Below are 25,986 nucleotides of genomic sequence, written 5' to 3' on the forward strand. Positions count from 1 at the left end.
GAGCGTGTACACGATCATGACGACAGAGAGTACGACCGCGTGGCGGCTACGAGGACGCGTTCAGTTGCTGCCGATGCCGGAGTCGCTGATCCTCCGCCTGGGCGAGAGGACCCTCCGCATCGCCCCGTTCGCCGAGCGGGAAGAACAGATCATGCACCTGCTGGCCGAAGGCGTCACGGACGGCGAACGCCGACTGTCCGGCGACGGGGGCCGGGCACAGGAGATCTTCGACCTGTGCAGGAACGCGGGGTTTCTCGAGACCGCTCCGAGCGACACCGGCCTCACCGACGCCGACCTGGCACGGTACGACCGAACCCTGCACTACTTCTCCGAATTCGAGACGGCCAACGGGCCCTCGCGATACGAACGCTTGCGCGGGCTCCTCAGCACCCGCGTCGTCGTCGTCGGCTCCGGAGGCATGGCCAGCTGGCTCCTTTACGGCTTGGCCTGCTGCGGCGTGGGCGAACTGGTCGTCGTCGATCCGGATGTGGTGGAGGCGTCCAACCTCAACCGGTCGATCCTGTTCGACGAGGCTGACATCGGCCGGCCCAAGGTCGAGGCGGCGGAGGAACGCCTGCGCCGGTTCGTCCCCCGCTGCCGGGTCCGTCCCGTGCAAGCCACCGTCACGGACGCGGGTTCGATCGCCGAGCTGGTCGCGGATGCCGACCTCGTCGTAGGCGCCGCCGACCAGCCGGTTTGGCTCATCCGGCAGTGGCTCGCGGAGGCCTGCCGCACGGCTGGCCGCCCGCTACTGCATCCCAGTGGCCTGCGCGTCGGCCCTTTCTACCTTCCCGGGCAGAGCGCCTGCCCCATGTGTGAATGGGCCGAGCAGGCCGAGGCCCGCCCCGGCTTCCCCTCGGTCGTCGAACGGCTGCGGCGCCTGCCCCGGGGCACCTCCGGCAGCCTTGCCCCGTGGGCGAGCGTGACGGCGAGCGTGGCGACCATGGAAGTCCTCCGATACCTGGGCCGGCTCGGCCCGCCCATTACCGTGAACGCCTTGTGGGAGTGGAGGCCGGACAGCACCTCCGCCGTCCGTCCGCTGATGCCGCACCCCAAATGCCCCGTCTGCAGCGGTGAAGGCCGTGCCGGTTACGATCAGGGGGGTTCATGAGCTCCGCGGAATCCGGGCGATTCACGCTCCAAGCCGCCCGCGCCTTACCAGCGGGAACCGTCTCGCTCTACACGCACGCGGCCACCGGCCTGCGGCATGTCCATGTGGACACCCCGTCCGACGGTTTCGCGGTGGCGTTGGCCTTCGCCACGCCAACGGACGAACACGCCGGTGTGCCGCACATGCTGGAGCACTGGATGGGCTGCGGCTCGCGTGACCACCCCGATAGGCACCTGTTCCCATCCCTGCTGAACGCCGGCAACGTCTCCTTCCTCAACGCGTTCACCGGCCCCGATCACCTGAGCCTGCTGGCCGCGACGCCGTCGCCGGACATGGCCGCCATGCTGGCCTCCGTGCTGACAGACAGCGCCTTTCATCCCCTCCTCGACGACCACGCGTTCGCTGAGGAAGCGATCTCGGTCGAGGGCGGGGTCGTGCGGGGCGTGGTCTGGGCCGAGGCGAACGCGCGGGCGAGAGACCCTCGTTCGGCCACGGTGGACGCCGCGGCCCGCGTCCTGTACTCGCCCGCCGCCCTGCGCACTCTGCGCGCCCAGGGCAACGATCCGCACGAACTCCGCCAAGTGCGAGCCGAGGACGCCCGCCGCTACCACGCCGCGTACATCCGGCCCGAACGGGCCTGTCTCCTCACCGTGGGCCCGATCTCCGCATCGTGTTTCCACCGTGCCGTGATCCTCGACCGGCCCATGAACCCAGGCCCGCTGCCGCCCGCCGTGCATCCGGTGCCTGATCTGGGCTCGCGACCTCACGACGAGAACGGTACCGAGACGGCCCCGCATGCCGTCATCGCCGTGCCGCTGGAGCCGACGGCGGACAACGGTGCGGTCATGAGGGCCCAGATCCTCGCCCAGACGATGATCCGCGACGACCGCTCGGACCTGCGGGGCGTGTTCGCCCGGCACAGCGGGGTCGGCATCTCGCCCGCCACTGGCGTGCATACGCACTACCCGCACACCATTCTGATGGCCGGCGCGATCTGCCCTCAGGGAACTGAGCCCCAACCGGTGCTGTCCGACCTTGCCGAGGTCCTGTCAGGGTCACCTTTCGGCCCCGACGCGATCCGCGCGACGGCCCGTAGCGTACTGCTGGACCTACGCGACAGAAGCGGCCGGACGAACCCGCCGGAGCCGTGGGAGGTACGGCTGGCCCTCGACGCGGTGGGCCCGATCGTCCACGGTGCGGATCCTCTGGGCGTGGTCGACAGGGAACGCCATGTCCAGGAGGTGATCGAAGAGCCCGATCGGATCCTCGGTCTCCTGCCCGGCGACGCGTCTCGCTTCGTCCGCCTGTCACCCCCAGGACACGCGACCCTTCCTGCGCCCCGCCATGCGCCCCCGCCCGCGCCCCGGAGGGAGACCCTGTCCAGACCTGCCGAAGCCGCCCTGTCAGGACTCCCGGCGATGCGCGCGGAGGCATCGGAATCGTGTGGTCCGAGCCGCGTTGACGACGAGCTTGACGTGTGGAGCTGGCGGACCGATACCCAGGGCGTCGCCCACGTCGTGATCGACATCGTGCTCAATGGGCTTCCGGACACGATGCTCTCGATGGTGAGGAGCGTCGGGGCCGTGTTCACGGCACAGCGGTGGCGTTGTGCCGTCGAGCCGGTCGTGCGCGCGGCGGACAGTGACGTGGATCGATACGACGCACGGTTGCGCATCACCATCACCCACCACGCGGAAGACGCCCGGGACGTCCGCGCGTGGGTGCGGCAACGGCTGTCGTTCCTCGAGAACGCCCCCGATCAGGTGGTGCAGGCATGCCTGCGGGCTGGGCGGCGAACCAGCGGTCCGGCGAAGGCGCGGCGCCCGCACGACACGGCCGCTGCCCAGGTGTCGGGCTCGGCTGCCGCCCTGTACCTCATCCGGCACGTGCAAGCAGCCGCCGATCAGCGCGCCGTCGCGGAAATGCTCAGAGACCTGGCGGTGCGGCCCCGCACGATCGTTCTCACCGGTGATTCGGAGGAACCGGACGAGACGGAAGAGTGGCTGGAATTCGGCGTCCCCCGCCGCGCGCTGCCGCCGGGCAGACTCGATCCACGCCAACCAGACCACGCGGTGGCGGCGGCTCCGGGCAGCGCGGTGCTGGCTTTCGAGGGCTCAGAAGCGGTGCGGCGCGGATCGGCGGCCGAGATCGTCGCCGCTTGCATGATCCGCCGTCGTCTTTACGGCACCGTTCGGGCCCTCGGCGCGCACGGGAGCCGCGTTGAACCGATGTGGTGGCTCGGTGCCATGACGATCACGTTCATGGGAACCCCGGACGCGCACGTCGCACTCGCTCACGTGGTGGATGCCGTCAAACAGGCGGCTGACCCCGGCGAACACGAGGTACGCGTCGCGAAATCGGCGGCGTTCAACGCACTCGTGAGGACCCCGCCCCTGGCCACGAGGGCGGCCGACGCTGTGGCGGACGACGGCACCCGCACGGCGCTCCGCACCGGCGTCGACGCGGTGAGCACCGACGAGATCCACGCCTGTCTGACCCGCTGGTCGGCGAACCAGCCCGCGATCGTCATCGGGGCGCCGGGCGGCCCCGCCAAGCAACTCTTGGAGAGCAGATGACCCTGATCGAAAGACGGCCCGCCATGCTGCCGTCACTGCCGGCGCTCGACCAGAACACGTCCGGCCACCGGGTGGTGGCCGGAGAATTCGCCGTGGATGAGGTGGGCGGCGATTTCCTTCTCTACATCTCGATCCCGTTCTGCCGCGTCAGGTGCCGTGCGTGCCCGTACTTCGTGAACCTGCTGTCACCGCGCGACCCTCGCGGGATGGAAAGCGCCTACGTCTCGGCGCTGGTCGCCGACCTGGAGCGGTGGGCCTCTTACCGCAGGTGGCGAACCGGCAGGGTCCGGGCCGTGTACATCGGCGGCGGCACGGGATCCATCCTCGGCACCGAACACCTCCGCAACGTTATGAGTGCGATCGAGACGAACTTCTCCCTGGCCGACGACTGCGAGATCACGCTGGAGGGGAATGCGTCCGACTTCACCCCAGACAAGAGCCGTTACGTGGCCGATTCTGGCATTTCCAGGGTGAGCTTGGGTGTGCAGTCCTTCGATCCGGACACCTTGAGGACCATCGGTTCCCCGCACGCGGCGAACCAGAGCATCTCGGCCCTGCACGAGCTGAAGCGGCACGGTTTCGACAACGTCCAGTTCGACATGATGTACAACCTGCCCGGCCAGCGCCGCGAAGTGTGGCAACGCGACCTGGAGCAGCTCGGTGAACTGGACGTCCGCCATTTCACCATCTACGAGTACCGGGTGCATGAGGGAACACCGCAGCAGCGACTCATCGAGCGTGGCAAGGTCCCTCAGATGCTCGGTACGAGCGCCCCCGCGGTGCAGCGCATGTACGAGGACGTTGTCGAGGCGGCGGAACAAGCCGGCTTCGAGATGTACATGTTCGACTACTTCGCCAAGCCCGGATACGAGAACCGCTACAACCATTGGACGCACCGCCGTCCTGACGTCGAGGTGCTCGGCGTCGGGCCAGGGGCCTACGGCCTGATCAACCACCGCCGGTTCGCCACGGCGAAGAACACCGGCGCCTACATAGACGCGGTGCGGCGGGGCGAGCACCTCGTCACGTTCGTCTCCCCTCAGATGACCGCGCGCCAACGGCGCGAACGCTATCTGTTCAACGCCCTGCACTATTACTCGGTCGACTTCCGCGTGTACGAGGACGCGTTCGGCACCGCCCTGTTGGACGACTTCCGGGACGAGATGGCGGAGCTAGCCGGCGGCGGGCTGATCGAGGTCGGCCCCGATGCCGTTCATCTCACGGGACAAGGGCGTGCCTGGCACCGGCGGCTCATCTCCTACGCCAGATCACAGACTGGATCGCCTCGTGACCAGCGCTCCTGAGATGAGGGCGGCGGCTCGGGCGAACCGTTCCAGGGAGGCGTTCAGGTCTGCCTTCGCGCGCCTGCCCAGCGGGGTCTGCGTGGTGACAGCGAGAGCCGGGGACATGTTGGCCGGGATGACGATGACCTCGATCACCCCGCTCACCTTGTCCCCGCCGCGGTTCGTCCTGTGCTTCGGTGACGACTCTGAGACGTTCGCGGTCATCCGGTCGGGCGTCCGATTCACGGTGAACGTGCTCGCGTCCGACCAGCGTGAGACGGCGATCACGTTCGCGGGCGCGGGGCGGGAGAAGTTCGCGGACACGAAGCTCGCCGAGGTGGAGGGCTGTCCTCTGCTGGCGCACGCCCACGCTGTTTTCCTGTGCACGTCGGAGAGCCACATGCGGGTGGGCGATCACATCATCGTGGTCGCTCTCGTGGAGGCCGCACTCGGTGGCGGAGGAGAGCCGCTGCTCCGCCATGACCGCAGTTACGGCACGTTCGTGACGGGCGGCTGATCGGAGGCGAGCGCGCCATGCCGTGCGGATGGCCCTGGGGAAGACTTTGCCTCCCGCGGAGAGACCGCGCGGTGTGGCTCCGCTAGCGTTGAAGGTGCTTCGCGCGCCGTGTCGGCGCTTCGGGGGCGGCATCGACGCCCGGTCATCTCCTACCTGCCATGGTTCTCATCGCGCACGGGAGTGATTTCGATGTTCGAACGCCTGCTCATGTCAGCCGCAGTGATGGCATCCGTACTCATCGGCTCCGTCTGGTCCGCCGGGCCCGGCTCGGCTCACACCGCTGGGACGACCACCGCGGTCGCGGCGGATCCCATCCCGGTCCCACCCGTTCCGGACGCGCCGGACGATCCGTACCCCATCCCGCCCGAGGACCGCGAACGAGACGACGACGAGCGTCGCGACGATTACCGCCACAGGTGATGATCACGCTGTTCGTACGTCCGTCGCGCGGGCACGGCGGGTCAGCTCCACCGCGTCGGCGACGGACGTGCGGGCCAGCGTGATCGCGCGGGCGCGGGGGTTCGCGGCCCCCGCGATGCGGGCGAGCACGTGCCCGGGCGGCGCCTGGACGAACAGCGTCGTGCCGAGCTCGCCGAGCAGGGCCACGACGTCCCGCCAGCGCAGGGTGGCGGCGACCCCGCGGGCCAGGTCGTCGAGGACGGCGTCCGCGTCCCGGAGCGGGCGGCCGGTGCGTCCGCCGAGGTAGGTGACGGTGACGGCGCGCCTGGGCACCGTGCCGAGGTGGGCCGCCATGGCGTCGGCGACCCCGGCCAGCAGCGGGCAGTGCGAGGGGACGCCGATGTCCAGCCGCTGCACCCGCCGCGCGCCGGCCCGCTCTGCCGCCGCGTCGAGGCGGTCCAGCGCGCGGTCACTGCCGGCGGCCACGACCTGCTGGTCGGCGTCGATGACGGCCAGGTACGCCGGGTCGTCCGCGGTCGTGACCGATTCGATCAGGGCGCGGGCCCTGGGCACGCCGAGCCCGAGCACGGCGGCCATGCCGTACCCGGACGGGTAGGCGTCGCGCATGAGCTCGGCGCGGTGGCGTACGGCCATGAGGGCTTCGGCGAAGGTGAGCACGCCGGCCGTGACGGCGGCGGGGAACGCGCCGGCGGAGTGGCCAGCCACGGCGTCGGGATCGGCGCCCTCAGCGGCGAGCGCCCTGGTCGTGGCGACGCCGGCGACGCAGAGCGCGACCTGCGTGGTGACGGTCGACGCCAGTGCCCGCGCGTCGTCCTGCGTGGACGAACCGGGCAGGATGCGTTCGGCCTCGGTGAGGGTCGCGGCGACGGCCGGATGGCCGGGCAGGTCGTGCAGCATTCCGGGTCGCTGGGTGCCCTGGCCGGGGTAGAGGAAGGCGACCGTCATGGGCTTGCCCAGGGGTCGTCGACCAGTTCGGGGCCGTGCGGGGTGCGAACCAGGGCCGGGCCGCCGGTACGGGCCCACTCGCTCAGGCTGATCCCGCCGGGCGGGGTTTCCAGCTGGCAGTCGACCCGGCTGGGGAGGGTGGTGAAGGCCGTCACCAGGCGGGCGGCTGTTGCTGGGGGCAGTCTGTGGGGCATGCGTACGAGCAGGTCGAGGTCGCTGGCGGGGTGGGTGACCCGGTGCCCGGTGGCCAGCTCGAAACCGACACTGCCGACCGGGCCCCAGACGGCCTCGCGCCCCAACTCCTGGGCCAGCAGCGGGCCGACGGCGGACAGGGTGTCGCACAGAGCGGTGGGCAGGGTGGCGTGCGGGTGTGGGTGGTTCAGCTCTTCCGGGGGCACGTGGCGGGTCACCTCCTCCGCAGGGACGAAGGTGGCGTGGCGCTGTGACCGCTGAGGTCCGCGTACCCCGATGGGGATCAGGCCGGGCGGGTGCGGTGCCCGCCGTACGACGGCCCAGCCGCAGGCCGCCAGCGACGCCACGGCCCATCCGGGCAGCTCGGCACCGGCCACCGCGCCGCCCGCGAGCCGGATCAGGTCGTGCGGGCGCGCCGTCACCCCCATTGCCGCGCGAGCTCCTCGTGGATGCGCCGCGAAGCCGCCCTGGTCTGCAGAGCGCCCGGCGAGTTGAGACGGTTGCTCAGGTCTCGGGGCCCTTTCCTGGCCCGTACGACGGCGGTGGCCAGCGCGTTCCTCACCTTCGTGACGTCCTCGTTGGTCGGCTGGCCGGCGTTCTCCACCCGCAGCAGCTCGTCGCACAGGCCGAGCTTGGCCCAGTCGCCGACGTCGTACGACAGCGGCGGGAACCGTCCGGCCAGTTCGTCGAGCTCGGCCACCGTCCTGAGGGTCACCTTGGCCGCGGCCTCCTTGTGCATGGCGTGGATCACCACGCCGGGATCGTCCAGCGCCAGGATCTGGTTCGCCTGCAGACCGTGCGCGAGCAGCCCGCCGGACAGGGCGTTCCCGACGATGAGCGTGATGACCGGATGCCCGGCCGTCCTGGCGGTGGCGTAGGCGTCCACGGCGGCGGCCAGCGCGTGGTGGATGCCGAGCAGTTCCTCGACGCGCCCGTAAGCCTGGCTGGGCAGATCGACCACGGCGACGATCGGGCGGCGGCGCCCGTCACCCGGCTGCCCGTCACCCGGCTGCCCCTGACCCGGCCGTCCGCCACGCGGCTGCCCGTCGCTCGCCGGCCCGGCCGCGGCGACCACCTCGGTCACCGCCTCGGCGATGGCGAGCCCTTCGCGCAGCCCGACCTCCCCCTGGCGCGCACGGTGAAAGGGACTCGCCGGGTCCGGCACAACGGTGACGATCCGGGCGCTGTCGTCCCCCAGCCGGCAATCAGCGGTGATCACGGACGGCACGACGGCGTTCACCGCCCCGTCCGCGAGCGCGTGCGTCCAGTTCAACCCACGACTCATCCCGCATCTCCCCCCGGCCGCGCGAGTCTCCCCCACACCGCCGCGAGCTCGGCCGGAGCAGGCGGATGCGCGGGATCCACGGCCTCCAGGCGAGCCCGCAGTTCCCCGATCCGCCGCGAGCGAGGGTCAGCGGGCACACCCTCCCGCACGGCCTCGACCACGGCGGCCCGCAGCGCGGCGACGTCGTCGAGGACCAGCGCGTCCGCCAGCCCGGTCCTGACGCGCTGCGTCCCGCCGTCGATCGACCAGATCAGCGGATGGTCGGAGGCGTCGAACTCGGCGATCCCCGCCTCAGACTCGATCACCTCGGGACCGTCGAGCCCGAGCCGGCTCTCCGCCGTCATGATCAGCTTCGTACACAGTCCGGCGGCGATGCTCACGCCGCCGAAACAGCCCAGCGCCCCGGCGATGACGCCCACGACGGGCTGGAGCGTGCGCAGCTCCAGCACCGCCGCGCACACCTCGGCCACCGTGGCCAGGCCCAGGTTGGCCTCCTGGAGGCGGACGCCGCCGGTCTCCAGCAGCAGCACCGCCGCGGTCGGAGTGCCGGCGCGGCTGTCCCGTGCCGCCAGCGACAGCGCGGCGGCGATCTTCGCGCCGGAGACCTCGCCGATCCCGCCGCCCTGGAAGGCCTGTTCGATGCCGATCACGACCGCGTGCCGCCCGTCCAGCTCGCCCTTGACCACGACGACGCCGTCGTCGGACTGCGGGACGACGCCCTGCGGCTCCAGCCACGGCGACTCGATGCGGTCGAAGGGGCCGCACAGTTCGCGGGCCGTGCCCTCGTCCAGCAGCGCCTTCGCCCGTTCTCTGGCGTCCAGTTCGATGAAGCTGGTACGGCCGAGCAGCGACTCCCACTCGGTGACCGTCATGCCCTGCCCTCCTCGATGGCCTGCCGCAGGCGCAGGGTCACCACGCCCGGCGTGGCGCCGAAGTCATTGAGCTCGAAGTCCGCGGCCACGGGGTGACGGGCGAAGAAACGCTCCAGCACCGTCCGCCACACCGTGTCGAACCCATCCACACTGGTACGCACCCGCACGCGGGCGATCCCGTTCGCGGGAGTCATCAGGACCTCCAGATCCCCCGAGCCGACCACCCCGACGTGGCTGCGCCGGGCGGCCGGGCGGTCCGCGGGGAACTCGTAGCTCAGCGTCTGCATGCGAGCACCTCCTGCTCAACGCGTTCCGGCCACGGCACCATGTCGAGGAAGAGCGCGGCGGCCAGCAGATCGCCGCTCCCGCCCGGTGACAGGCGCCGCGCGCGCAGGTCGTCGTCCAGTTCCATGAGCGCGGCACGGCCGGAGCCGGTGCCCGCGCCTCCCTCGGCCAGGACCCGCCGGGCGCCGGACCGTACGGCACGCAGGCCGTCAGGGCCGCCGCGGTGCAGCACGCAGGTGTCGTCGAGCAGGCTCATCACGGCCAGCAAGGCGTCCAGCCGGGCCGCCTCCTCGCCGAGACCGGCCGCCCTGCCCGCCCGCAGCCGCGGCAGCGCGACCTCGGTGACGTGCGGGAAGGCGTTCTCCGCCTCCCCGCGCGCGCCTCCCGCCCCGTAACGCCGCCGGGCCTGATCGCCGTGGGACGGCTCCCCCGCAGGAACCCACCGGTCGGGCAGGGCGGCCAGCCGGGCCGCGGCGCGGGCGGCCGCGCGTTCACCGGCCGCGCCGCCGGCGACGGCCGCGACCAGCAGCCCGAGCGCCCACAGGGCTCCGCGATGGGTGTTGATCCCCCCGGTGGCCCGCGACATCGCCCGCTCGCCCTGCCGGCCGAGCACACCCAGCCGCTCGCGGAGCCCGGCGCCGGCGGGCGTCCGCGCCGCGGCCTGAGCGATCCCGTGGAACGCGGGCCGCAGCGCCTCGGCGGAGACCAGCATGAGCGGCAGGTCCATGTCGTCGTGAGCGCCGCCGCCACGGCCGTCGACCAGGCCGGGTTTGGGACTCAGCCCCGCTTCCGCGCACAGCGACAGGACCGCCGTGTCCGCGAGCAGAGCCACGTGCTCGATCATGGTCATAGGCGGGTCACCAGGTCCGGAACCGGGCGGGCGGGTCGTACAGCCCGCCGGACCAGGCCACGAGATCCTCGACGCTGCGGGCCGCCAGCAGCGAGCGTTTCGCCTTGCGTACGTCGACCTTGAGGTCTCCCGGCAGCGCGACCAGCCCGTCCCTGCGCAGTTGCTCGACGCGCCGCTCATCGATCTCCCTGCCGATCGCCGTGGCGCCCGCGACGGCGGCGACCGCCTCACGCCGTTCGGCCAGTGACGAGGCTTTGTAGAGGTACGCCACGCCCTCCTCGGTCACCACGTGGCTGACGTCGTCCCCGTAGATCATGATCGGCGGGATCGGCATGGACGCGTCCTTGCCCACCGGGACCGCGTCGAGCGTCTCCACGAACGCCGGATCGCCGCCCGAGCGGAAGGTCTGGGTGATCTGCGCGACGAGTTTGCGGCCCCGCAGCGCCGGGGCCTGCCCGGTGAGCAGGCTCAGCCAGGCGGCGGAGGGGTGCCTGCGGCCGTGCGGGTCGTGTCCCATGTTGGGCGCTCCGCCGAAACCGCTCAGCCGGCCCTCGGTGACCGTCGAGGAGTTCGCGCTGCCGTCGATCTGCAGCGACGACCCGATGAACAGGTCCACGGCGTACTGGCCGGCGAGCTGGCACAGCACCCGGTTCGAGCGTAGCGAGCCGTCACGGCCGGTGAAGAACACGTCCGGGCGGGCGGCGACATATCGCTCCGTGCCCGGTTCTCCGCCGAAGCAGTGCACCGACTCGACCCAGCCGCTCTCGATGGCGGGGATGAGCGTCGGATGCGGGTTGAGCGCCCAGTGCCGGCAGATCTTCCCGCGCAGCCCCAGCTCCTCGCCGTACGTGGGCAGGAGCAGCTCGATCGCCGCGGTGTCGTAGCCGATGCCGTGGTTCAGCGTGGTCACGCCGTGCCGCTCGTAGATGCCGCGCAGCGTCATCATCGCCATGAGGATCTCCACCTGGCCGATGTGGCGGGGATCGCGGGTGAACAGCGGCTCCAGCGCGAACGGCCGCGGGCTCTGCACGATCAGGTCCACCCAGTCGCCGGGGATGTCCACCCGAGGCACCCGGTCCACGATCTCGTTGACCTGGACGACGGTCACGCCGTCGGAGAAGGCCACCGCCTCGGCGATGGTCGGGGTGTCCTCGGTGCTGGGGCCGGTGAACAGGTTCCCGTCGCGGTCGGCCTGCTCGGCGCAGAGCAGCGCGACGTTCGGGACGAGGTCGACGAACATGCGCGCGTACAGCTCGACGTACGTGTGGATCGCCCCGACCTCGACCTTGCCGTCGGCCAGCAGTTGCGCCATGCGCACGCTCTGCGGACCGGCGTAGGCGAAGTCGAGCCGGCGGGCCACCCCTCGCTCGAACACGTCGAGGTGCTCTTTGAGGCTGATCGAGGAGATCAGCAGGTGCAGGTCGTGCACGGCCTGCGGATCGCAGCCGGCCAGCGCCTCGGCCAGGAAGTCGGCCTGCTTCTGGTTGTCGCCTTCCAGCGCCACCCGGTCCCCGGGCCGCAGCAGCGCCTCAAGCGCCGCGCCCATCCGCGCGGCGTCCAGCACCCGGCCGGAGACGAAGGGACGGACCCGTTCCAAGCGGTCCCGTTTGGCGGTCCGCCGCCGGGTCCAGTCTCGAGCGGCCACCTTGGTGCGCGCCATCACCAGCCCCCATCCCGCGTTGACGCAGTTGTGGTGCACGCAAACGGCGCGTGACTAACCCAAGCGGGCCTAAAGCCTGTGCACGGGGGTCAGCGTCCGGTGATGGAAGGCAGCAGGTGGTCGCGGACGAACGCCTGCGCGTCGATCTCCTCGCCGCCGTCGTCGCCGCTGTCGTCGCCGGTGCGCGCACTGATCACGAGGACGAGGTCCGCGCCGGGGACCACGTACACGAACTGCCCGCCGTGTCCCCAGGCGAAATACGTCGAACGTCCGGAGACGGTGTGCGTCCACCAGCCCTCGGAATAGCCGAACGTGTCATCCACCTGCGTGGTCCGGGCCCGCGCCGCCCGCACGGCGCCCTGGGGGACGAGCGGCCGGCCGTCCCATGTGCCGTCGTTCAGATAGAGCAGGCCGAACTTGGCCATTTCCCGTGGCGTCAGATAGACGTTGTACCCGCCGGAGAAGACACCTCGCGGGTCGCGGCCCCAGTGCTCGGCGGTGATGCCCATCGGTCCGAAGAGGTGCCGGTGGGCGAACCGGCAGGTGTCCATGCGCGTCGCCCTTTGCAGCACGGCCGAGACGACGTGGGTGTTGCCGGTGCTGTAGGTGTACGTCGTGCCGGGGGCGGAGACAAGCGGACGGCCGAGAATCGCCCGTATCCAGTCCGAATCCTTCTCGACCTGGTTTTCGGTCGAATCCTCCGTCCAGTCGAGGCCTGACGTCATGGTCAGCAGGTGCCGGATGGTGATCTTCTTCTTGGCCGGTGGCGCGTCGCCGAAGTACTCCGGCAGATAGGTGGCCACCGGGTCGTCCAGGCTCGTGAGGTGGCCCTTCGCGACGGCGATGTGCACCAGCGCCTGGAGGATGCTCTTCGACACCGAATGGACGTTGTCGCTCTGCCGTGCGTCACCGCCGTGGAAATAGCGTTCGGCCACGAGCCGGCCGTGCCGGACGACCAGCGCGCCGGCAACGGACGGGTTGGTCCCGAGCTCGGCCAGTCCCGCGTTCAGTTTGGCGGGATCCATCCCCTGCCGCTCCGGCGCGGCCTTCGGCCAGGCCGCGTCGTCGTCCCCCAGATCCCGATATGTCGGATTGCTCTCGTAGAACGTCCGCCCGTCACCCGCGATCCGGCCGCACTCGACGGTCGCCGGGCTCGCCGCCGCTGTCGGATGCGGCGATGCCGCGTCGGTGCACCCGGCCGACGCCAGGAGCGACAACAGCGGCACTGTGCGGGTGATCCACCGCACGGCCGAACGGGCCGCCAGCCGGCAACAGGTCATACGCCATCATCTCCGAGGTGTCCCCGGCCTTGGGGGACGAATGTCCTGGAAGCCGGGACGTGGGGCGGCGCATCGTCGGTTCCCACTGAATCTGTCCCATCGCGGCCTGCTCCAGGACACGGCGGACACCAGCATCCTCCACGATCGCCGACTCAGTCCGCCGGGAGTGACGGGCTCCACCCTACGGAAATGCATCATGTCGTTCCATAGAGTGATGACAAATCCACGTTCGTCTGTCACTCTGCTCTTAAAGTCGGCAGGGGAGGGACTATGGCCGATGATGTGTGGATTGTCGCTTTAGTCCTCGCTTCGACCTTTTCGATGATCGTCACCACATTCGCCATCGCCCAGCAATTCTCCCACCGCAGGGAACGCCGCCCGACGTTCTTGATTCCCACCAGCCTGCCGGTGGCTCCCCCCTTTCTCGCCGGCCGCGAACAGGAACTCCAGCTCCTCGCCGAACATATCCGGCAAGGTGCTCACTCAATTCTTATAAAAGGGAAGCCCGGAACAGGAAAGAGCGCTCTGGCGCTGGCCATCGCACACCAGGTGGCACCTCGTTTTACCGATGGTCAACTGTTCACCGCACTCAACCCCGTCGATCAGGACAGATCCATTATTTTGCTTCAGCGCTCGACACATGCCGCTTGACCTGCTCGGATCAAGTTTCGCGCAAGCGCGGCGTCAGCTTGTCGCGCTGGTGTATCGGGTAGCGGGCGAACTACCAGAGGGCGTCGTACGCGACACCGAGTTCGAGGCCGAGCGCCCAGAAGGCGACGGCGGCCGTCAGGACGCGGGTCGCCCACATCACCGCGGTCGCCGCGACGATGAGGATCAGCCACCCGAGCACGCCGAGGACGGTCGGTGCCACGCCGGCCTCCCGCATCCCGAGCACGATGGCGCCGGCGCCGAGGACGACCAGGGTCAACGCCAGCGGCGCGCAGGTGCCGAGGGTGACCAGCGAAGATCGCGGGCGCCGGTTGGATCAGCACCTCGTCCAGCTTGCCACTGTTGATCTTGCCGTTGAACCACTGCACGTTCGGCTCCACGAACGCGGCCCGCAGCCCGCTGACGATCTGGAAGATGCCCAGCAGGACGATGGCTTCGCCGAGCCGCCAGCCGTTGAGGTCGTCCGCACGGGTGAAGACCATGGCGAGCGCGATCAGCGACGACGCGAGCTGCGGCTAGACTTCGCGGCCCAGCGTGAACCAGAAGGTCGGCACCGAGTTGGTGCCCGGTGTGACGTCGAGCAGCTCCCAGCCGGTGAACCTGGCGCTGAGCTCGTCGGCGGTGACGCCGGCCGCCCACGACGCGATCTCGGTGGTCGGGTTGGCGAGCGGCTCGGGGCCGTACCCGAACATCAGCAGCCGCGCTCCGGGAGCGGCCCGGCGGGTGAGCCCGGCGGCGTAGGCGTCGCGGCGGTGCAGCGGGATCCCGCAGAAGCAGCTCAGGTCGAAGAACAGGTCGAACGGGCCCGGCGCGTCCAGCTCGTCGAGGCGGGTGGCGTCTCCGTGCAGCAGCTGTACCGCCACCCCCTCCTCTGCCGCCTTCGCCCTGGCCCGCTCGACGGCGCGGTCGATCAGGTCGACGGCCGTCACGTCCCAGCCGTGGCGGGCGAGGTGGACGGCGTTGGTGCCGGTGCCGCAGCCGAGTTCGAGCACGCGGCCGGGCGGCAGGCGCCGCGGCCCCTCGGTCAGGGCGACCAGCTCGGGCGGCGTCACGCCGGTGTCCCACGGCGGCTTGCCGTCGCTGTAGAAGCCCTCCAGCGCGCGGTGGACGGTCTCCTCCTCCTGGTCGCGCGGTTCCGGCTTGTGGGTGGCGTTCATGATCTCCTCCAGGTATCTAGAGTTGAACTCTAGTGACTGACTCTAGAGATATACTCGCACCATGGACGACGTCAAGCGGCCGGACAAGCGGGCCGAGCGCTCACGCCGCACCCGCGCGAAGCTCGTCGAGGCGGCTCGCGAGCTGTTCATCGCGCAGGGGTACGGGGCGACGAGCCTGCAGGAGGTCGCGGACCGGGCGGGCGTGGCCGTACAGACGGTCTATTTCGTCTTCCGCAACAAGCGCACGCTGTTCAAGGACGTCGTCGACACGTCGATCGCCGGGGACGCCGAGCCGGTCGCCACCATGGACCGCGAGTGGTTCCGCGCCGCGTGCGCCGAGCCCACCGCGGCCGGGCAGGTGCGCGCGCACGTCCACGGCACCCGCGAGATCCTGGGCCGGGTCGCCCCGATCATGCCGCTGATCGCCGCCGCTGCCGCCACCGACCCGGAGATCGCCGCACAGTGGCCGGACGGCCCCGACCCGCGTTACACCGTGCAGCACGCGGCGGCCGAAGCGCTGGTACGCAAGCCCGACGCCCGCCCCGGCCTCTCTGCCGGGACGGCGGCCGACCTGCTGTTCGCGCTGCTCAGCCCGCAGCTCTACCTGATCTTCGTCCGCGACCGCGGCTGGTCACCGGACACGTGGGAGGAGTGGGCTCGCACCACCTTGACCTCCCAGCTCTGCGCCACCCCTGACTGAGGCATTCCTCGCAGAGGGGACAGGTCAAGGCTTCTTATCGAAGTTCCTGGCGAACTGAACGAGCCCGACCGCAGCCCCGCTGACGACGACGACAGCCCCAGCGCTCGTGGTGAAGGCCATCACGTCATCAGCGCCGAGGGCCTTCAGCACGATCCAGCACACCAACGCGACGATGATCCCGCAGGCCACCGACAACCCCGCCACGAGCGCACCCATGCTCGACCTCCGCCTGAAGCTCTCCCGTTACCGCGTAGGTCTCATTCTCACTGGTACAGACCACTTGGCCGTCACAGCCGATGGGGAAGGGCGAGCCACAGGTGCGACCCGCTCAGCCACGCCTCGTCGATCTCCCTGCCGGTGAGCCGCTGCGGCCGGCCACCACCTTTTCATGATCCGTCCGGCTTGCGGCGTCGCGGCTGTCGAGAGGCCGGCCGATCAGGAGGAGATTCAGAGTTCGCCGTACGAGATCCCGAGAGCGTATTGCCCGGGCCCGTTACCACCGCAGGGCGTGGACGGCCGCCGTGCAGAAGGAGGCGGTGACGGAGTACGGCGGTAGCAGGCGTTCGGTCTCGCACAGCAGTACGGTCATGTCCGGCTCGGTGTCCTGGAACGCGGCCAGCTCAGCGAGCCACCACGCGCAGTTGCAGGCGACGACACCCGATGGGTAACTCCCCTCCGGGGTGCGGGGAAGATCTGCGCGGAGGTCCAGCCAGTGGTTGCCGAGTAGGGTGACGGCGTCCGACACGGAACCGCCGACGCCGAACCGCCAGGCTCGCGCGATCAGCCCGGCGGCCACGTCCCAGAACGGGAGTCGGTCCTCGTCGCCCAGGTTGACGGTGACCTGCTGCTCCAGGCGGGCGACTGCGGCGACGATGGCACGATCGTCCGAGGTGTCCGCCGCGTCCGGCTCGCCCTGTGCGTCCTGTGGGTCCCGTGCGTCCGCCAACGCCGCCAGGTCCGCGATGGCGGGCCAGTCAGCGCCGCAGATCAGGAGCGCGGTGGCCAGGGCCGGCCATTCCTGCGGGTCCCAGACCGTATAGCCGCCCACCGCGAGGGCGTGCACGATCTGCGCGAGCCCCTTCCGGTTGGTCGGGAGCGCCTCCGGCGAGACGACGGTGGGCTGACCGCCGGGCTCAGGCTCATGGGGCCCCGGATCCGGGGTGGCTCCACGCGCGCGGGCCAGTTCCTGGATCGACTCGACGTCCAGGGCCGGGCGACCGGGCGAGGCGTCCATCACCCGTGTCACGATACGTGCCGGTGATCGAGGAAACCGCGACATGGCCCTACCGACAGCACCTCGATCGCCCCGGTAACAGGCGCCCGGGTCGGAAGGATTCCTCATCGTGGGTTTCTATGTGCGCACCAGCCTCAGAGTTGGACCGTTCCGTTTCACTCTCGGCCAGGCCGGAATGGCGGTCTCGACCGCTGTTCCGGGTCTCCGGGCGCGGATGGGCCCCCGTGGCAACGTCGTGCGCATGGGACGCGGGACGATCTCGTACCGCACCGTCGCACCTGACCGTGAGGTGGTCATGCACGACGTCGTCAGCCTGGCGCCGGCTCAGCCGAGTGAGATCGTCCGGCAGTTGCAGAAGGCCGCTGAACGACGGCTCTACTGGCCGTACGTCCTGGCTGCGCTGCTCGTCGCGGGGCTGGTCACAGGGCGCTTCGGGCTGGTCGTCGTCGCCGTCGGCGTGCCGTTCGTGCTCTGGGTGGCGTTGCGCGACCGGGCGGCGCGCGCGGTGGTCGTCATGTACGACGTGACCGACGAGGCCGCCTGGCGTTTCGACCACCTCGTCGGCTCGGTCGCCGAGCTCCAGCGGGCCCACGGGTTCTGGCTGATCACCGCGTCCGGCGCGATCACCAGCACCCACCAGTTCAAGGTGAACGCCGGAGCCGCCAGACTGCTGCACAGGCTGAACGCCTCGGCCCGGCTGACGGGACCGCCGATCCTGGTCACCAACGTCGCCGTTCCGACTCTCACCGCGGGCAGCCTTTCGGTGCACTTCCTCCCCGACCGCGTCCTGATCCGCGACGGCCGCCACGTCGCCGACCTCGCCTACCAGCACCTCCACGCCGGCCTGGAGCACGCCCGCTTCATCGAGGCGGGCCCGGTGCCGCCCGACGGCACGGTCGTGGACTCCACCTGGCGCTACGTCAACGTCAACGGCGGCCCCGACCGCCGGTTCAAGAACAACGCCCGCCTGCCCGTCCTCCAGTACGGCAGGCTCACCCTCCGCAGCCACAACGGTCTCCACCTCGTGTGGGACGCCTCGCAGTTCGCGCTCGTCCACGCTGTGGCGAACGCGCTCAACCAGTCCATCGCCGCTCGCCCACCGATGATCCACTCCTGAGCGAGCAGCACTCTCCCGTACGAAAGGGCATCACCCCGCCATCCGCTACGGGCTACTAGTTCGCGCGCTCGGCTGCCGAGCCGCGTAGCAGGCGGGCGCCCAGTTCGGTCAGGACGTGGTAGACGCGGTCGCCCTGGCGGCGGGCGATGTCGGTGGTGGTCGCCGGGGCGGCCGTTGTCGCGCGCCGAACTCCGCCAAGAGCGGGCTGTCCCGTCACGTACGCGGTCCGCCCGTCGTCTCCGCTTCGGCGGTGCGGTGCCGTACGGAGGAGGGGACGACGGCTCTGAGCGCGGGCCAGGCCAGCAGTGCCAAGGCGGCGGCGAGTGAGGCCACGGCCAGCATGGCGCCCGGCAACCCGGCCGCCTGTGCCCAGTACCCCACGTACACGGGACCGGCGAGGTAGCCGACATAGGCCAAGGTGGACACGACCGAGGTGGCGGTGCCCCGGGCGGCTGTGGGGACGTTGGCGGTGGCCAGGCCGAGCACGGTGGGGAAGAGCACGGCGGTGCCCACGGCGGCCAGGGCCAGCCCGAGCAGCGCCAGAGGGAGGTATGTGGTGAGGGCGAGCAGGGACGTCCCCGCCGCGGAGATCACCGCGCCGCCGGTGAGGACGATCCAGGCGTGCAGGGCGCGACGGTTCTGCAGGGCGCCGATCGCGAAGCGGGTGAGCGCGACGGCTAGGGCGAAGACCGCGGGCCCGGCGCCGATCAGCGCGGGTCCCGCGTGTACGGCGTCGGCGAGGTAGACGGCGCTCCAGCTCTGGTGCGCGTTCTCCACGGCGAATCCGAGCGCGCCGAGTCCGCCCGCGACGAGCAGGAGCGGCAGCTGAGCACGCAAACCCGGCCGGGTGCTGTGCTCGGTTGAGGTGCGGGCAGGGTCGGGTTGCGGGCGGGCAAGATCCTTACGGACCGCGTCGGTCAGCGCGTGGGCGTGACCGTGACGGGCCGCCGTCTCCGTCTGCGTACGTCTGCCGGTGACGACGGCGACGCTCACGGCACCGGCGGCGAGCATGACCAGCGCGTACGGCACCACTACGGGCAGGCCCGCGGCGTTCAGCAGGCCGGTGACGAGGCTGGCCGCGACCACGGCCAGGGAGAAGACGCCGTGTGCCCGGGTGATGACCGGGCGGCCGGTGGCACGCTCGACGGCGCCGGCCGCCGCGTTGATCGCCACGTCGGCGGCGCCGGACGACGCGCCGAGCACCGCCAGTCCCGCACACAAGGCGGGCAGGTCGTGAGCGGTGACGGCCACGGCGATGCCGGCGATGCCGAGTGCCGTGAGGGTGATCGCCGTGACGCGGTGCCCCCATCGGTCCACGGCCCGGCCGGCGAGGGGCATGGCGGGCAGGGCGCCGGCGGCGATGAACAGCAGCGCCGTGCCCAACTGGCCGTCGGTCAGCCCGGCCTGGTCGCGGATGGCGGGCACGGACGCGCCCCACACGCCCCAGAACGCGCCGAAGACGGCGAATCCCGCATATGGCACCCAGGCCCGGAGCCGATGGCTCGCTTGTGTATCGGTACACATGCTGTTTAACGATACACAAGATAGAGTGAGGCATGGCCAAAGACCCTGCACGGCCCCGGCCGACCATGGCGGAGGTGGCCCGGGCGGCGAAGGTCTCGGTGATGACCGTCTCCTACACCTACGCCCGGCCTGATCGCGTCTCCGAGCCCACCCGGGCCAGGGTCCGCGAGGCCGCCGCCCGGCTGGGATACCCAGGCCCGCATCCGGGGGCGCGCTCGCTGCGCCGGGGGCGGACCGGCAGCCTCGGGGTGGTGCTGGGCGAGCACCTCACCTACGCCTTCGAGGACCCCCAGGCCACCCGGTTCCTGGCCGGCGTCGCCGAGGTCTGCGCCGATCACGGCCTGGGGCTCACGATCGTGCCCATCACCGGGGAGCCTTCCGACGCCGACCGGGTCGCCGAGGCCGCGGTGGACGGGTTCGTCGTCTGGACGACCAGCGACGACGACCCCGTCCTGCCGGCGGTGGCCGCCACCGGCCTCCCGGTTGCCGTGCACGGCGGGCCGCACCACGCGGACCTGCCGTTCGTGGCCATCGACAACCGCGCCGCGGCCCGCGCCGTCGCCGCCGCGGCTTTCGCCGGCGCGCGGCGGCCGATGGTGCTCAGTTTCCCGCTCGATCGCGCCCGTACGCCCGGGGTCCGCGCCGGGCTCGACCCGGCCGAGGCAACGTTCCGCGTGACCCGTGAACGACTGCGCGGAGTCCGTGACGCCTGGGAGGCGGGCGGCGGACGTTGGCCGCAGGTGCGGGTCGCGGTGTGCGCACGCAACAGCGCGAGCGAGGCCGACGCCCTGGCCACCACGTTCCTGACGGGCCCTGATGCGCCGGACGCCGTCATGGCCATGAGCGACGAGCTCGCCCTGGGCCTGCTGCGAGCGGCCGCCCGTGCCGGCCTCGCCGTCACCGGCGACCTCGCCGTCACCGGCTGGGACGGCACCGACGCTGCCGCCGCAGCCGGGCTGACGACCGTCGCACAGGACCTGCGCGCCCAGGGGGCCCTCTGCGCACAGTTGGCTTTGGGCGAGGAGCCGGCGGCCGGGACCGATCCGACCGAGTGGCGCCTGGTCCTGCGCGACTCCACCCGGCGGTGACCGCGTTCGAGCGCCGATTTCTCGAACGAGAGGACCCGCCATAACCGCCCGACCGCGATGCCAGCCCGGCCGTAAGGCCTCCCCGGCCGTGTGACCTTCCTGGCCGTGTGACCTTCCTGGCCGTGTGACCTTCCTGGCCGTAGGGCGTAAACAGCCGGGAAACAGCGCCGCCGTCACAGTCGACACCATCGACCCGTCACTCACGAAAGGACGGCTCCATGGGTGGACTCAGCAGGAGAGGGGTCCTGACCGCCGGCGCGGCCGCATTCACCGCCTCGACCGCCTCGACGACCGAGGCACAGACGACACGCCCAACGCGGGAACGCCCGTTCCGGGCCGCCACGCGAGCCGAACGCCCCTCCCGCCCCAACATCCTGTTCATTTTCGCCGACGACCTGGGCTGGGCCGACCTCAGCTGTTACGGAGCGCCAGAGATCCGCACCCCCCATCTGGACACCCTGGCCGGCCAGGGCCTGCGTTTCACCCACGGGTACGCCGCCTCCGCCGTGTGCTCGCCGACCCGCCTGGCCCTCTACACCGGCCGCTACCCGGGCCGTCTGAAGGCCGGGCTGCTGGAGCCGATCCCCGGCCCGGGCGCGGGCGTCGGCCTCCCCGTGGCGCACCCGACGCTGGCCTCGCTGCTCAAGCAGGCCGGGTACGCCACCGCCATGTTCGGCAAATGGCACTGCGGCTACCTGCCGGACTACGGCCCGGTCAAGTCCGGCTGGGACACCTTCTTCGGCAACCTGGGCGGCGCCGTCGACTACTTCTCCAAGATCAGCGGCAGCGGCGAGACAGACCTGTACGAGGGCGAGGTCCGGACGGAGTCGCTGGAGTACTACACGCGCACGGTGTCCGAGCGGGCCGCGGCCTTCATCAGGGCCAACAGCGGCGGCCCGTGGCTGCTCAACCTCAACTACACCGCCCCGCACTGGCCCTGGGAGGGCCCCGGCGACAGGGCCGTCAGCGACGATCTCACCCGGCGCATCACCGAGGGCCAGGAGGAGGGGCAGATCCTGGCGCACAACGACGGCGGCTCGCTGAGCACGTACCGCATGATGGTGGAGGCCATGGACGCCGGGATCGGCCAGGTGCTGAAAGCCCTGGCCGACAGCGGGCAGCAGGACGACACGCTGGTGATCTTCTCCAGCGACAACGGCGGCGAACGCTGGTCGTACCTGTGGCCGCTGACCGGTTCGAAGGGGCAGCTCAACGAGGGCGGCATCCGCGTGCCGGCCATCGTGCGCTGGCCCGCCGGCATCGGCGGCAACCAGGTCAGCGACGTCCCCGTCGTCACCCAGGACTGGACCGCGACCATCCTGGAGGCCGCCGGCGTCGAACCGCACGCCGAATATCCGCTGGACGGCCACAGCCTGATCCCCTATCTCCTGGACGGCGCGCAGGCTCCCACCCGGGACCTGTTCTGGCGGATGAGACGGTCCGGCGCGCTGCGCCGCGGGAAGTGGAAGTACCTGCGCGTCCTGCCGCAGCAGGAGGGCCAGGCGACACAGCAGCTGCTGTACGACGTCACGGCCGACCCGCGCGAACGGGCCAACCGCGCCGCCCATGAGGAGGAGCTCGTCGCCCGGCTCAGCGCCGCCTGGGACGCGATCGAAGCGGAGCTGGAGGACTATCCGCCCCAAGGCGGCGACCGGCCCGGCCGCTCCGGCTGATCCGGCGGCCGGGCCCATCGAGGGTGAGCCGGACGGGCGTCGTTCAGGTGATCGGCTGCTGGGTCAGCCCCAGGTCGGCGCCCTTCGGGTCCTTGACCATCGTGACGGCGGCCAGCGAGATCACGCAGAGCACCATGATGTACGCCCCGATGGACAACGCCGATCCGGTGCCCTGCACCAGCGCCTCGGCGATCGTCGGGGCGAAGGCGCCGCCCAGGATGGCGCCGAGCGCGTAGCCGATGGCCGCGCCGGAATAGCGCACGGAGACGGGGAACATCTCGGCGTACAGGGCCGACATGGGGCCGTACGACAGGCCGAGGCCGGTGGCCAGGACGATGATCGCCAGGGCGAAGAGCCAGATGTCGCGGGTCTCCATCAGCAGGAAGAGCGGGATCATCCACACGAACACGACCGCGTACCCGATCTGGAAGGTGCGGACCCGGCCGATCCGGTCCGACAGCGCGCCACCGTACATCGTGAAGATCAGCCAGGCCACCGACCCGGCGACGGTGGCGAGCAGGACGGACGGCCGGGGCAGACCGAGCGCGGTGGTGCCGTAGCTGATGAAGTAGGCGATGAGGAGGTAGCCGGCGGCGTTGTTGGCCACGAAGATCAGCGCGGTGAGCACGACGTTCCTGGTGTGGCCGCGGAAGAGGTCGCGCAGCGGCGCGGAGGAGGTCTTGGTGCGCTGCTGCAGCTCCTTGAAGACGGGGCTCTCCTCGACGGCCCGCCGTACCAGGTAGCCGACGATGATCAGCGTCAGCGAGAGCAGGAACGGCACCCGCCAGCCCCACGCCAGGAACTGCTCAGGGGTGGTGAGCGCGCTCATGATCCACAGCACGCCGGTGGCCAGGATGAGCCCGATCGGCACGCCGATCTGCGGGAAGGAGCCCCACAGGCCGCGGCGGTCGCGGGGCGCGTGCTCCACCGCCAGCAGCGCCGCGCCGCCCCATTCGCCGCCCGCCGAGAAGCCCTGGAGGATGCGCAGGAGGATGAGGGCGATGGGCGCCGCCACGCCGATCGTCTCGTACGGCGGCAGCAGGCCGATGAGCATGGTGGCCACGCCCATGAGGAGCAGCGTCAGCACGAGCATGCGCTTGCGGCCCAGCCGGTCGCCGTAGCGGCCGGCGATGATCGCGCCGAGCGGCCGGAACAGGAAGCTGATCCCGATCGTGGCCAGCGAGATGAGCGTCGCCAGGCCGGGGGCCTGCTGGTTGACCGGGGCGAGGAAGAGCGGGCCGAAGACCAGGCCGGCGGCCTGGGCGTAGATGAAGAAGTCGTACCACTCGATGGTGGTGCCGGCCAGGGTGCTGGCGAGGACTTTGCGGTCGTCGGGGGTCATGGATCGAGACTCACTCGGCACGATGAACTCCGTTCCTCACTTCGGGGGGTGCGGCGGCGCGGGTCGCGGGGGTAGCCGCGCACGTTCGGGTGCCGAACGTGCAGAAACCGGAGTCCGCCACGATTCGCAGTCTGCCACCGTCGGACGATCTTCCACAGGCCTGCGACTTCGCCCAGGCGACCAAAGCCACCGGCCATGGCAACCAAAGGACCATGGGAGAGCGTCCGGAGGCTGGCGTAGTCCGGCCGTTCGCAGGCAGAGAGGCGCCTCCCGCGCCCGGCACGCTGATCAACCATGGACGACAGACCGAAGGGCGGCCGGCGTGCCGCGTTGCTGCTGGCGGTGATCACTCCGCTCATCGCCGAACTCACCCTGGGCAATCCGCCGCTCAGCCAGATCTGGCTGATGCTGCTGTGGATCCCGATCTACGGCGCCGGCACGGTGCTGATCCGCGAGCTGGTACGGCGGCGCCGCGGGGGCTGGCCGTCCGTGCTGCTGCTCGGGCTGGCGTACGGCATCGTCGAGGAAGGGCTGGTGCTGCAGGCGCTCAGCAGCCCCACCATGTACGGGGTGGCGGGTTGGGCGCCCCGGTTTCTCGGCCTGAACACCGCCTACACCGAGCTCAACCTGCCGTACCACGCCGTCTTCAGCGTGGCGCTGCCGATCCTCCTGACCGACCTGGCCGTCCCGTCCCTGCGTGACCGGCCGTACCTGAAGCGGACGGGTCTGGTGGTCGCCGCGGTGGTGTTCGTGCTGGGCGGGCTGCTGCTGCGGCTGACCGTGGCGACCTCCATCGACCCCGGCTACCAGGCGCCGGTCCCCGTGCTGGCGGGGTGCCTGGTCGCGGTGGTGCTGCTGGCGGTGGTGGCCCTGCGGGTGCTCCCGCCCGCCTGCTCCCCCGCCCGGACCGGGGTGCCGGTTCCCGGGCCGTGGACGGTGGGCGGGTTCGGGCTGGTGGCCGGGTTCGGGTACCTGGCGCTGCTGTTCCCCTTCGGCGGAGCCGGTCAGCCCGCCTTCACCCACGGCGCATGGGTGGCCGTGCCGATGCTGGCCGCGGGGCTGCTCGCCGTACTCACCGGGTGGCTGGTACGGCGCTGGACGGCCGGCCGCTGGTCGGACCGGCACAGCCTCTGCCTGGCGGGCGGGGCATTGGTGGGACACACCGCCTTCGGGGTGGTGGCCAACGCCGCCACCCTCGCCGACAAGGTGCAACTGTCCGCGCTGGGGCTGCTCACCGTGGTCCTGCTGGCACTGCTGGGCCGCCGTACCGGCACCGGTTCGAGCACGCGAACGGCTGCCGAAAAAAGCACGCGATGAAGAAATCCGGTGGCGGTGTCGGATCGGGGCGGTGGCGTTCGTAGCAGGGGTGAGGCCGTCCTTCAGGAACGACACGAAACCGGCCGCTTCCATCCGGCCACCACAGAAAGGATCTCGTCATGACCGACCAGCCCACCGAGGTTTCCCCGATCGCCGACGCGGCCAAGCCTCCGGTCGCCGCCGACCGGGCCGCGTTCCAGGCCGAACTGGACCGGCTCCGGATCCGGGAGAAGGCCCACACCCGCGAGGGCGACGCGATCGCCGCCGCGCGCCGACGCCTGCCGATGGTCGAGGTCGATCCGCGGACCCCGCTGACCGGGCCGGACGGGGAGGTGCCGCTGATCGACCTGTTCGCCGGACGGTCGCAGCTGATCGCCTACTTCCACATGTGGCACACCGGCCATTCCGCCGCGCACCAGTGCGAGGGCTGCACCTTCAGCACCTCCCAGGTCACCGAGCTGGGCTACCTGCACTCCCGCGACGTCAGCTACGCGGTCCTGGCCGAGGGCCCGTACGAGGAGGTCTCGCGCTACCGCGCGTTCATGGGCTACCCCGTCCCCTGGTACGCGGTGCCGCGCGAATCCGTGGACCGGCTGATCGCCGGACGGCACTTCGGCGTCCTGGCCTGCTATCTGCGTGACGGTGACCAGGTGTTCGAGACCTACTGGACCACCGGCCGCGGCAACGAGGTGATGGCGCCTTCGTACGGGCTGCTGGATCTCACCGTCTACGGGCGGCAGGAGACCTGGCAGGACGTGCCGGAAGGCTGGCCGCAACGCTGGGGCTCCAAGGGCGGCCAGTTCCGGCTCGACGGCCGCCCGTCCGCCCAGTGGTCACGCCTGGCGGCCGGCCGCGACGACGACCTCGGCTCTTCAGCCACACCCTGACG

26 protein-coding genes and 1 pseudogene are annotated in these 25,986 nt (G+C 71.0%); 11 read left to right on the forward strand and 16 right to left on the reverse strand.

All coding sequences use genetic code 11. The features are described from left to right. Nucleotides 1-4: 4 nt before the first annotated feature. From AB0C27_RS54465 to AB0C27_RS54480, 4 genes are all read left to right on the forward strand, one after another. Nucleotides 5-1,111, forward strand: a complete 1,107-nt coding sequence (locus tag AB0C27_RS54465) for a ThiF family adenylyltransferase (RefSeq protein WP_357862865.1) — start codon at nucleotides 5-7, stop codon at nucleotides 1,109-1,111. Between the two features lie 104 nt (nucleotides 1,112-1,215). Then, a complete protein-coding gene (locus AB0C27_RS54470) occupies nucleotides 1,216-3,687 on the forward strand; it encodes a hypothetical protein (RefSeq protein WP_357862867.1) in 2,472 nt (823 codons plus the stop codon). After that, nucleotides 3,684-4,991 (forward strand): coproporphyrinogen-III oxidase family protein, encoded by a 1,308-nt coding sequence (locus tag AB0C27_RS54475; RefSeq protein WP_357862869.1) that lies wholly within the window; start codon nucleotides 3,684-3,686, stop codon nucleotides 4,989-4,991. The genes AB0C27_RS54470 and AB0C27_RS54475 overlap by 4 nt, the downstream gene beginning before the upstream one ends. Nucleotide 4,992: 1 nt before the next feature. Then, on the forward strand, nucleotides 4,993-5,487 hold the full coding sequence (locus AB0C27_RS54480) for a flavin reductase family protein (protein WP_357862953.1): 495 nt from the start codon (nucleotides 4,993-4,995) through the stop codon (nucleotides 5,485-5,487). 423 nt (nucleotides 5,488-5,910) lie between these two features. On the opposite strand, the gene AB0C27_RS54485 is transcribed toward AB0C27_RS54480, so the two are convergent. From AB0C27_RS54485 to AB0C27_RS54520, 8 genes are all read right to left on the reverse strand, one after another. Further along, nucleotides 5,911-6,852: an acyltransferase domain-containing protein gene (locus AB0C27_RS54485; RefSeq protein ID WP_357862871.1), complete on the reverse strand. Its 942-nt coding sequence runs from the start codon at nucleotides 6,850-6,852 to the stop codon at nucleotides 5,911-5,913. After that, a complete protein-coding gene (locus AB0C27_RS54490) occupies nucleotides 6,849-7,472 on the reverse strand; it encodes a malonate decarboxylase holo-ACP synthase (protein WP_357862873.1) in 624 nt (207 codons plus the stop codon). The genes AB0C27_RS54485 and AB0C27_RS54490 overlap by 4 nt, the downstream gene beginning before the upstream one ends. Beyond that, the gene (locus AB0C27_RS54495) at nucleotides 7,463-8,329 is read right to left on the reverse strand and encodes a biotin-independent malonate decarboxylase subunit gamma (protein ID WP_357862874.1); all 867 of its coding nucleotides are present in this window, start codon (nucleotides 8,327-8,329) and stop codon (nucleotides 7,463-7,465) included. Before AB0C27_RS54495 ends, AB0C27_RS54490 begins: the two co-directional genes overlap by 10 nt. After that, complete coding sequence (locus AB0C27_RS54500) at nucleotides 8,326-9,201, reverse strand: biotin-independent malonate decarboxylase subunit beta (RefSeq protein ID WP_357862876.1); 876 nt, start codon at nucleotides 9,199-9,201, stop codon at nucleotides 8,326-8,328. The genes AB0C27_RS54495 and AB0C27_RS54500 overlap by 4 nt, the downstream gene beginning before the upstream one ends. Beyond that, on the reverse strand, nucleotides 9,198-9,488 hold the full coding sequence (locus AB0C27_RS54505) for a malonate decarboxylase subunit delta (protein WP_357862878.1): 291 nt from the start codon (nucleotides 9,486-9,488) through the stop codon (nucleotides 9,198-9,200). The genes AB0C27_RS54500 and AB0C27_RS54505 overlap by 4 nt, the downstream gene beginning before the upstream one ends. Beyond that, nucleotides 9,476-10,336: a triphosphoribosyl-dephospho-CoA synthase gene (locus AB0C27_RS54510; RefSeq protein ID WP_357862880.1), complete on the reverse strand. Its 861-nt coding sequence runs from the start codon at nucleotides 10,334-10,336 to the stop codon at nucleotides 9,476-9,478. Before AB0C27_RS54510 ends, AB0C27_RS54505 begins: the two co-directional genes overlap by 13 nt. A 7-nt stretch (nucleotides 10,337-10,343) precedes the next feature. Further along, on the reverse strand, nucleotides 10,344-11,996 hold the full coding sequence (gene mdcA / locus AB0C27_RS54515; RefSeq protein WP_357862882.1) for a malonate decarboxylase subunit alpha: 1,653 nt from the start codon (nucleotides 11,994-11,996) through the stop codon (nucleotides 10,344-10,346). Nucleotides 11,997-12,085: 89 nt separating this feature from the next. Beyond that, nucleotides 12,086-13,213, reverse strand: a complete 1,128-nt coding sequence (locus tag AB0C27_RS54520; protein WP_357862884.1) for a serine hydrolase — start codon at nucleotides 13,211-13,213, stop codon at nucleotides 12,086-12,088. A 333-nt stretch (nucleotides 13,214-13,546) separates the two neighbouring features. Here AB0C27_RS54520 and AB0C27_RS54525 point away from each other — a divergent pair, with 333 nt between their 5' ends. Then, nucleotides 13,547-13,927 carry a hypothetical protein gene (locus tag AB0C27_RS54525; RefSeq protein WP_357862886.1) on the forward strand — a complete coding sequence of 127 codons (381 nt, stop codon included), beginning with the start codon at nucleotides 13,547-13,549 and terminating at the stop codon, nucleotides 13,925-13,927. A 70-nt stretch (nucleotides 13,928-13,997) separates the two neighbouring features. On the opposite strand, the gene AB0C27_RS54530 is transcribed toward AB0C27_RS54525, so the two are convergent. The 3 genes and pseudogenes from AB0C27_RS54530 to AB0C27_RS54540 all read right to left on the reverse strand — a co-directional run bounded on the left by AB0C27_RS54530 (nucleotide 13,998) and on the right by AB0C27_RS54540 (nucleotide 15,102). After that, complete coding sequence (locus tag AB0C27_RS54530; RefSeq protein WP_357862955.1) at nucleotides 13,998-14,204, reverse strand: hypothetical protein; 207 nt, start codon at nucleotides 14,202-14,204, stop codon at nucleotides 13,998-14,000. 91 nt (nucleotides 14,205-14,295) lie between these two features. Beyond that, nucleotides 14,296-14,427: pseudogene (locus AB0C27_RS54535) on the reverse strand (ABC-2 family transporter protein); the annotation flags it as partial. A 33-nt stretch (nucleotides 14,428-14,460) separates the two neighbouring features. Further along, entirely contained in the window at nucleotides 14,461-15,102 is a 642-nt protein-coding gene (locus AB0C27_RS54540; protein ID WP_357862888.1) for a class I SAM-dependent methyltransferase, read from the reverse strand. A 61-nt stretch (nucleotides 15,103-15,163) separates the two neighbouring features. On the opposite strand from AB0C27_RS54540, the gene AB0C27_RS54545 reads away from it, so the two are divergent. Then, nucleotides 15,164-15,802 (forward strand): helix-turn-helix domain-containing protein, encoded by a 639-nt coding sequence (locus tag AB0C27_RS54545; protein ID WP_357862890.1) that lies wholly within the window; start codon nucleotides 15,164-15,166, stop codon nucleotides 15,800-15,802. A gap of 24 nt (nucleotides 15,803-15,826) precedes the next feature. On the opposite strand, the gene AB0C27_RS54550 is transcribed toward AB0C27_RS54545, so the two are convergent. Further along, nucleotides 15,827-16,018, reverse strand: coding sequence for a hypothetical protein (locus tag AB0C27_RS54550; RefSeq protein ID WP_357862892.1), 192 nt, complete (start codon nucleotides 16,016-16,018; stop codon nucleotides 15,827-15,829). A gap of 277 nt (nucleotides 16,019-16,295) precedes the next feature. Then, nucleotides 16,296-17,039 (reverse strand): hypothetical protein, encoded by a 744-nt coding sequence (locus AB0C27_RS54555; protein ID WP_357862894.1) that lies wholly within the window; start codon nucleotides 17,037-17,039, stop codon nucleotides 16,296-16,298. 238 nt (nucleotides 17,040-17,277) lie between these two features. Between AB0C27_RS54555 and AB0C27_RS54560 the strand changes: the two genes are divergently transcribed. After that, complete coding sequence (locus tag AB0C27_RS54560) at nucleotides 17,278-18,153, forward strand: hypothetical protein (protein ID WP_357862896.1); 876 nt, start codon at nucleotides 17,278-17,280, stop codon at nucleotides 18,151-18,153. 55 nt (nucleotides 18,154-18,208) lie between these two features. On the opposite strand, the gene AB0C27_RS54565 is transcribed toward AB0C27_RS54560, so the two are convergent. Both AB0C27_RS54565 and AB0C27_RS54570 read right to left on the reverse strand, forming a co-directional pair. Beyond that, nucleotides 18,209-18,370 carry a hypothetical protein gene (locus AB0C27_RS54565; protein ID WP_357862898.1) on the reverse strand — a complete coding sequence of 54 codons (162 nt, stop codon included), beginning with the start codon at nucleotides 18,368-18,370 and terminating at the stop codon, nucleotides 18,209-18,211. Then, nucleotides 18,367-19,635, reverse strand: coding sequence for an MFS transporter (locus AB0C27_RS54570; RefSeq protein WP_357862900.1), 1,269 nt, complete (start codon nucleotides 19,633-19,635; stop codon nucleotides 18,367-18,369). The genes AB0C27_RS54565 and AB0C27_RS54570 overlap by 4 nt, the downstream gene beginning before the upstream one ends. A 74-nt stretch (nucleotides 19,636-19,709) precedes the next feature. On the opposite strand from AB0C27_RS54570, the gene AB0C27_RS54575 reads away from it, so the two are divergent. Beyond that, entirely contained in the window at nucleotides 19,710-20,765 is a 1,056-nt protein-coding gene (locus tag AB0C27_RS54575) for a LacI family DNA-binding transcriptional regulator (RefSeq protein WP_357862902.1), read from the forward strand. A gap of 218 nt (nucleotides 20,766-20,983) precedes the next feature. After that, nucleotides 20,984-22,438 carry a sulfatase-like hydrolase/transferase gene (locus AB0C27_RS54580; protein WP_357862904.1) on the forward strand — a complete coding sequence of 485 codons (1,455 nt, stop codon included), beginning with the start codon at nucleotides 20,984-20,986 and terminating at the stop codon, nucleotides 22,436-22,438. Nucleotides 22,439-22,481: 43 nt separating this feature from the next. Here AB0C27_RS54580 and AB0C27_RS54585 read toward each other — a convergent pair whose 3' ends face one another. After that, the gene (locus tag AB0C27_RS54585) at nucleotides 22,482-23,780 is read right to left on the reverse strand and encodes an MFS transporter (RefSeq protein WP_357862906.1); all 1,299 of its coding nucleotides are present in this window, start codon (nucleotides 23,778-23,780) and stop codon (nucleotides 22,482-22,484) included. Nucleotides 23,781-24,074: 294 nt separating this feature from the next. On the opposite strand from AB0C27_RS54585, the gene AB0C27_RS54590 reads away from it, so the two are divergent. Further along, nucleotides 24,075-25,097, forward strand: a complete 1,023-nt coding sequence (locus AB0C27_RS54590) for a hypothetical protein (RefSeq protein ID WP_357862908.1) — start codon at nucleotides 24,075-24,077, stop codon at nucleotides 25,095-25,097. Nucleotides 25,098-25,216: 119 nt separating this feature from the next. Then, nucleotides 25,217-25,984, forward strand: a complete 768-nt coding sequence (locus AB0C27_RS54595; RefSeq protein WP_357862910.1) for a DUF899 family protein — start codon at nucleotides 25,217-25,219, stop codon at nucleotides 25,982-25,984. Nucleotides 25,985-25,986: the final 2 nt, after the last annotated feature.

Origin of the sequence: Nonomuraea sp. NPDC048882 (genome assembly GCF_040649755.1) — a bacterium.
Lineage (GTDB): Bacteria > Actinomycetota > Actinomycetes > Streptosporangiales > Streptosporangiaceae > Nonomuraea > Nonomuraea maheshkhaliensis.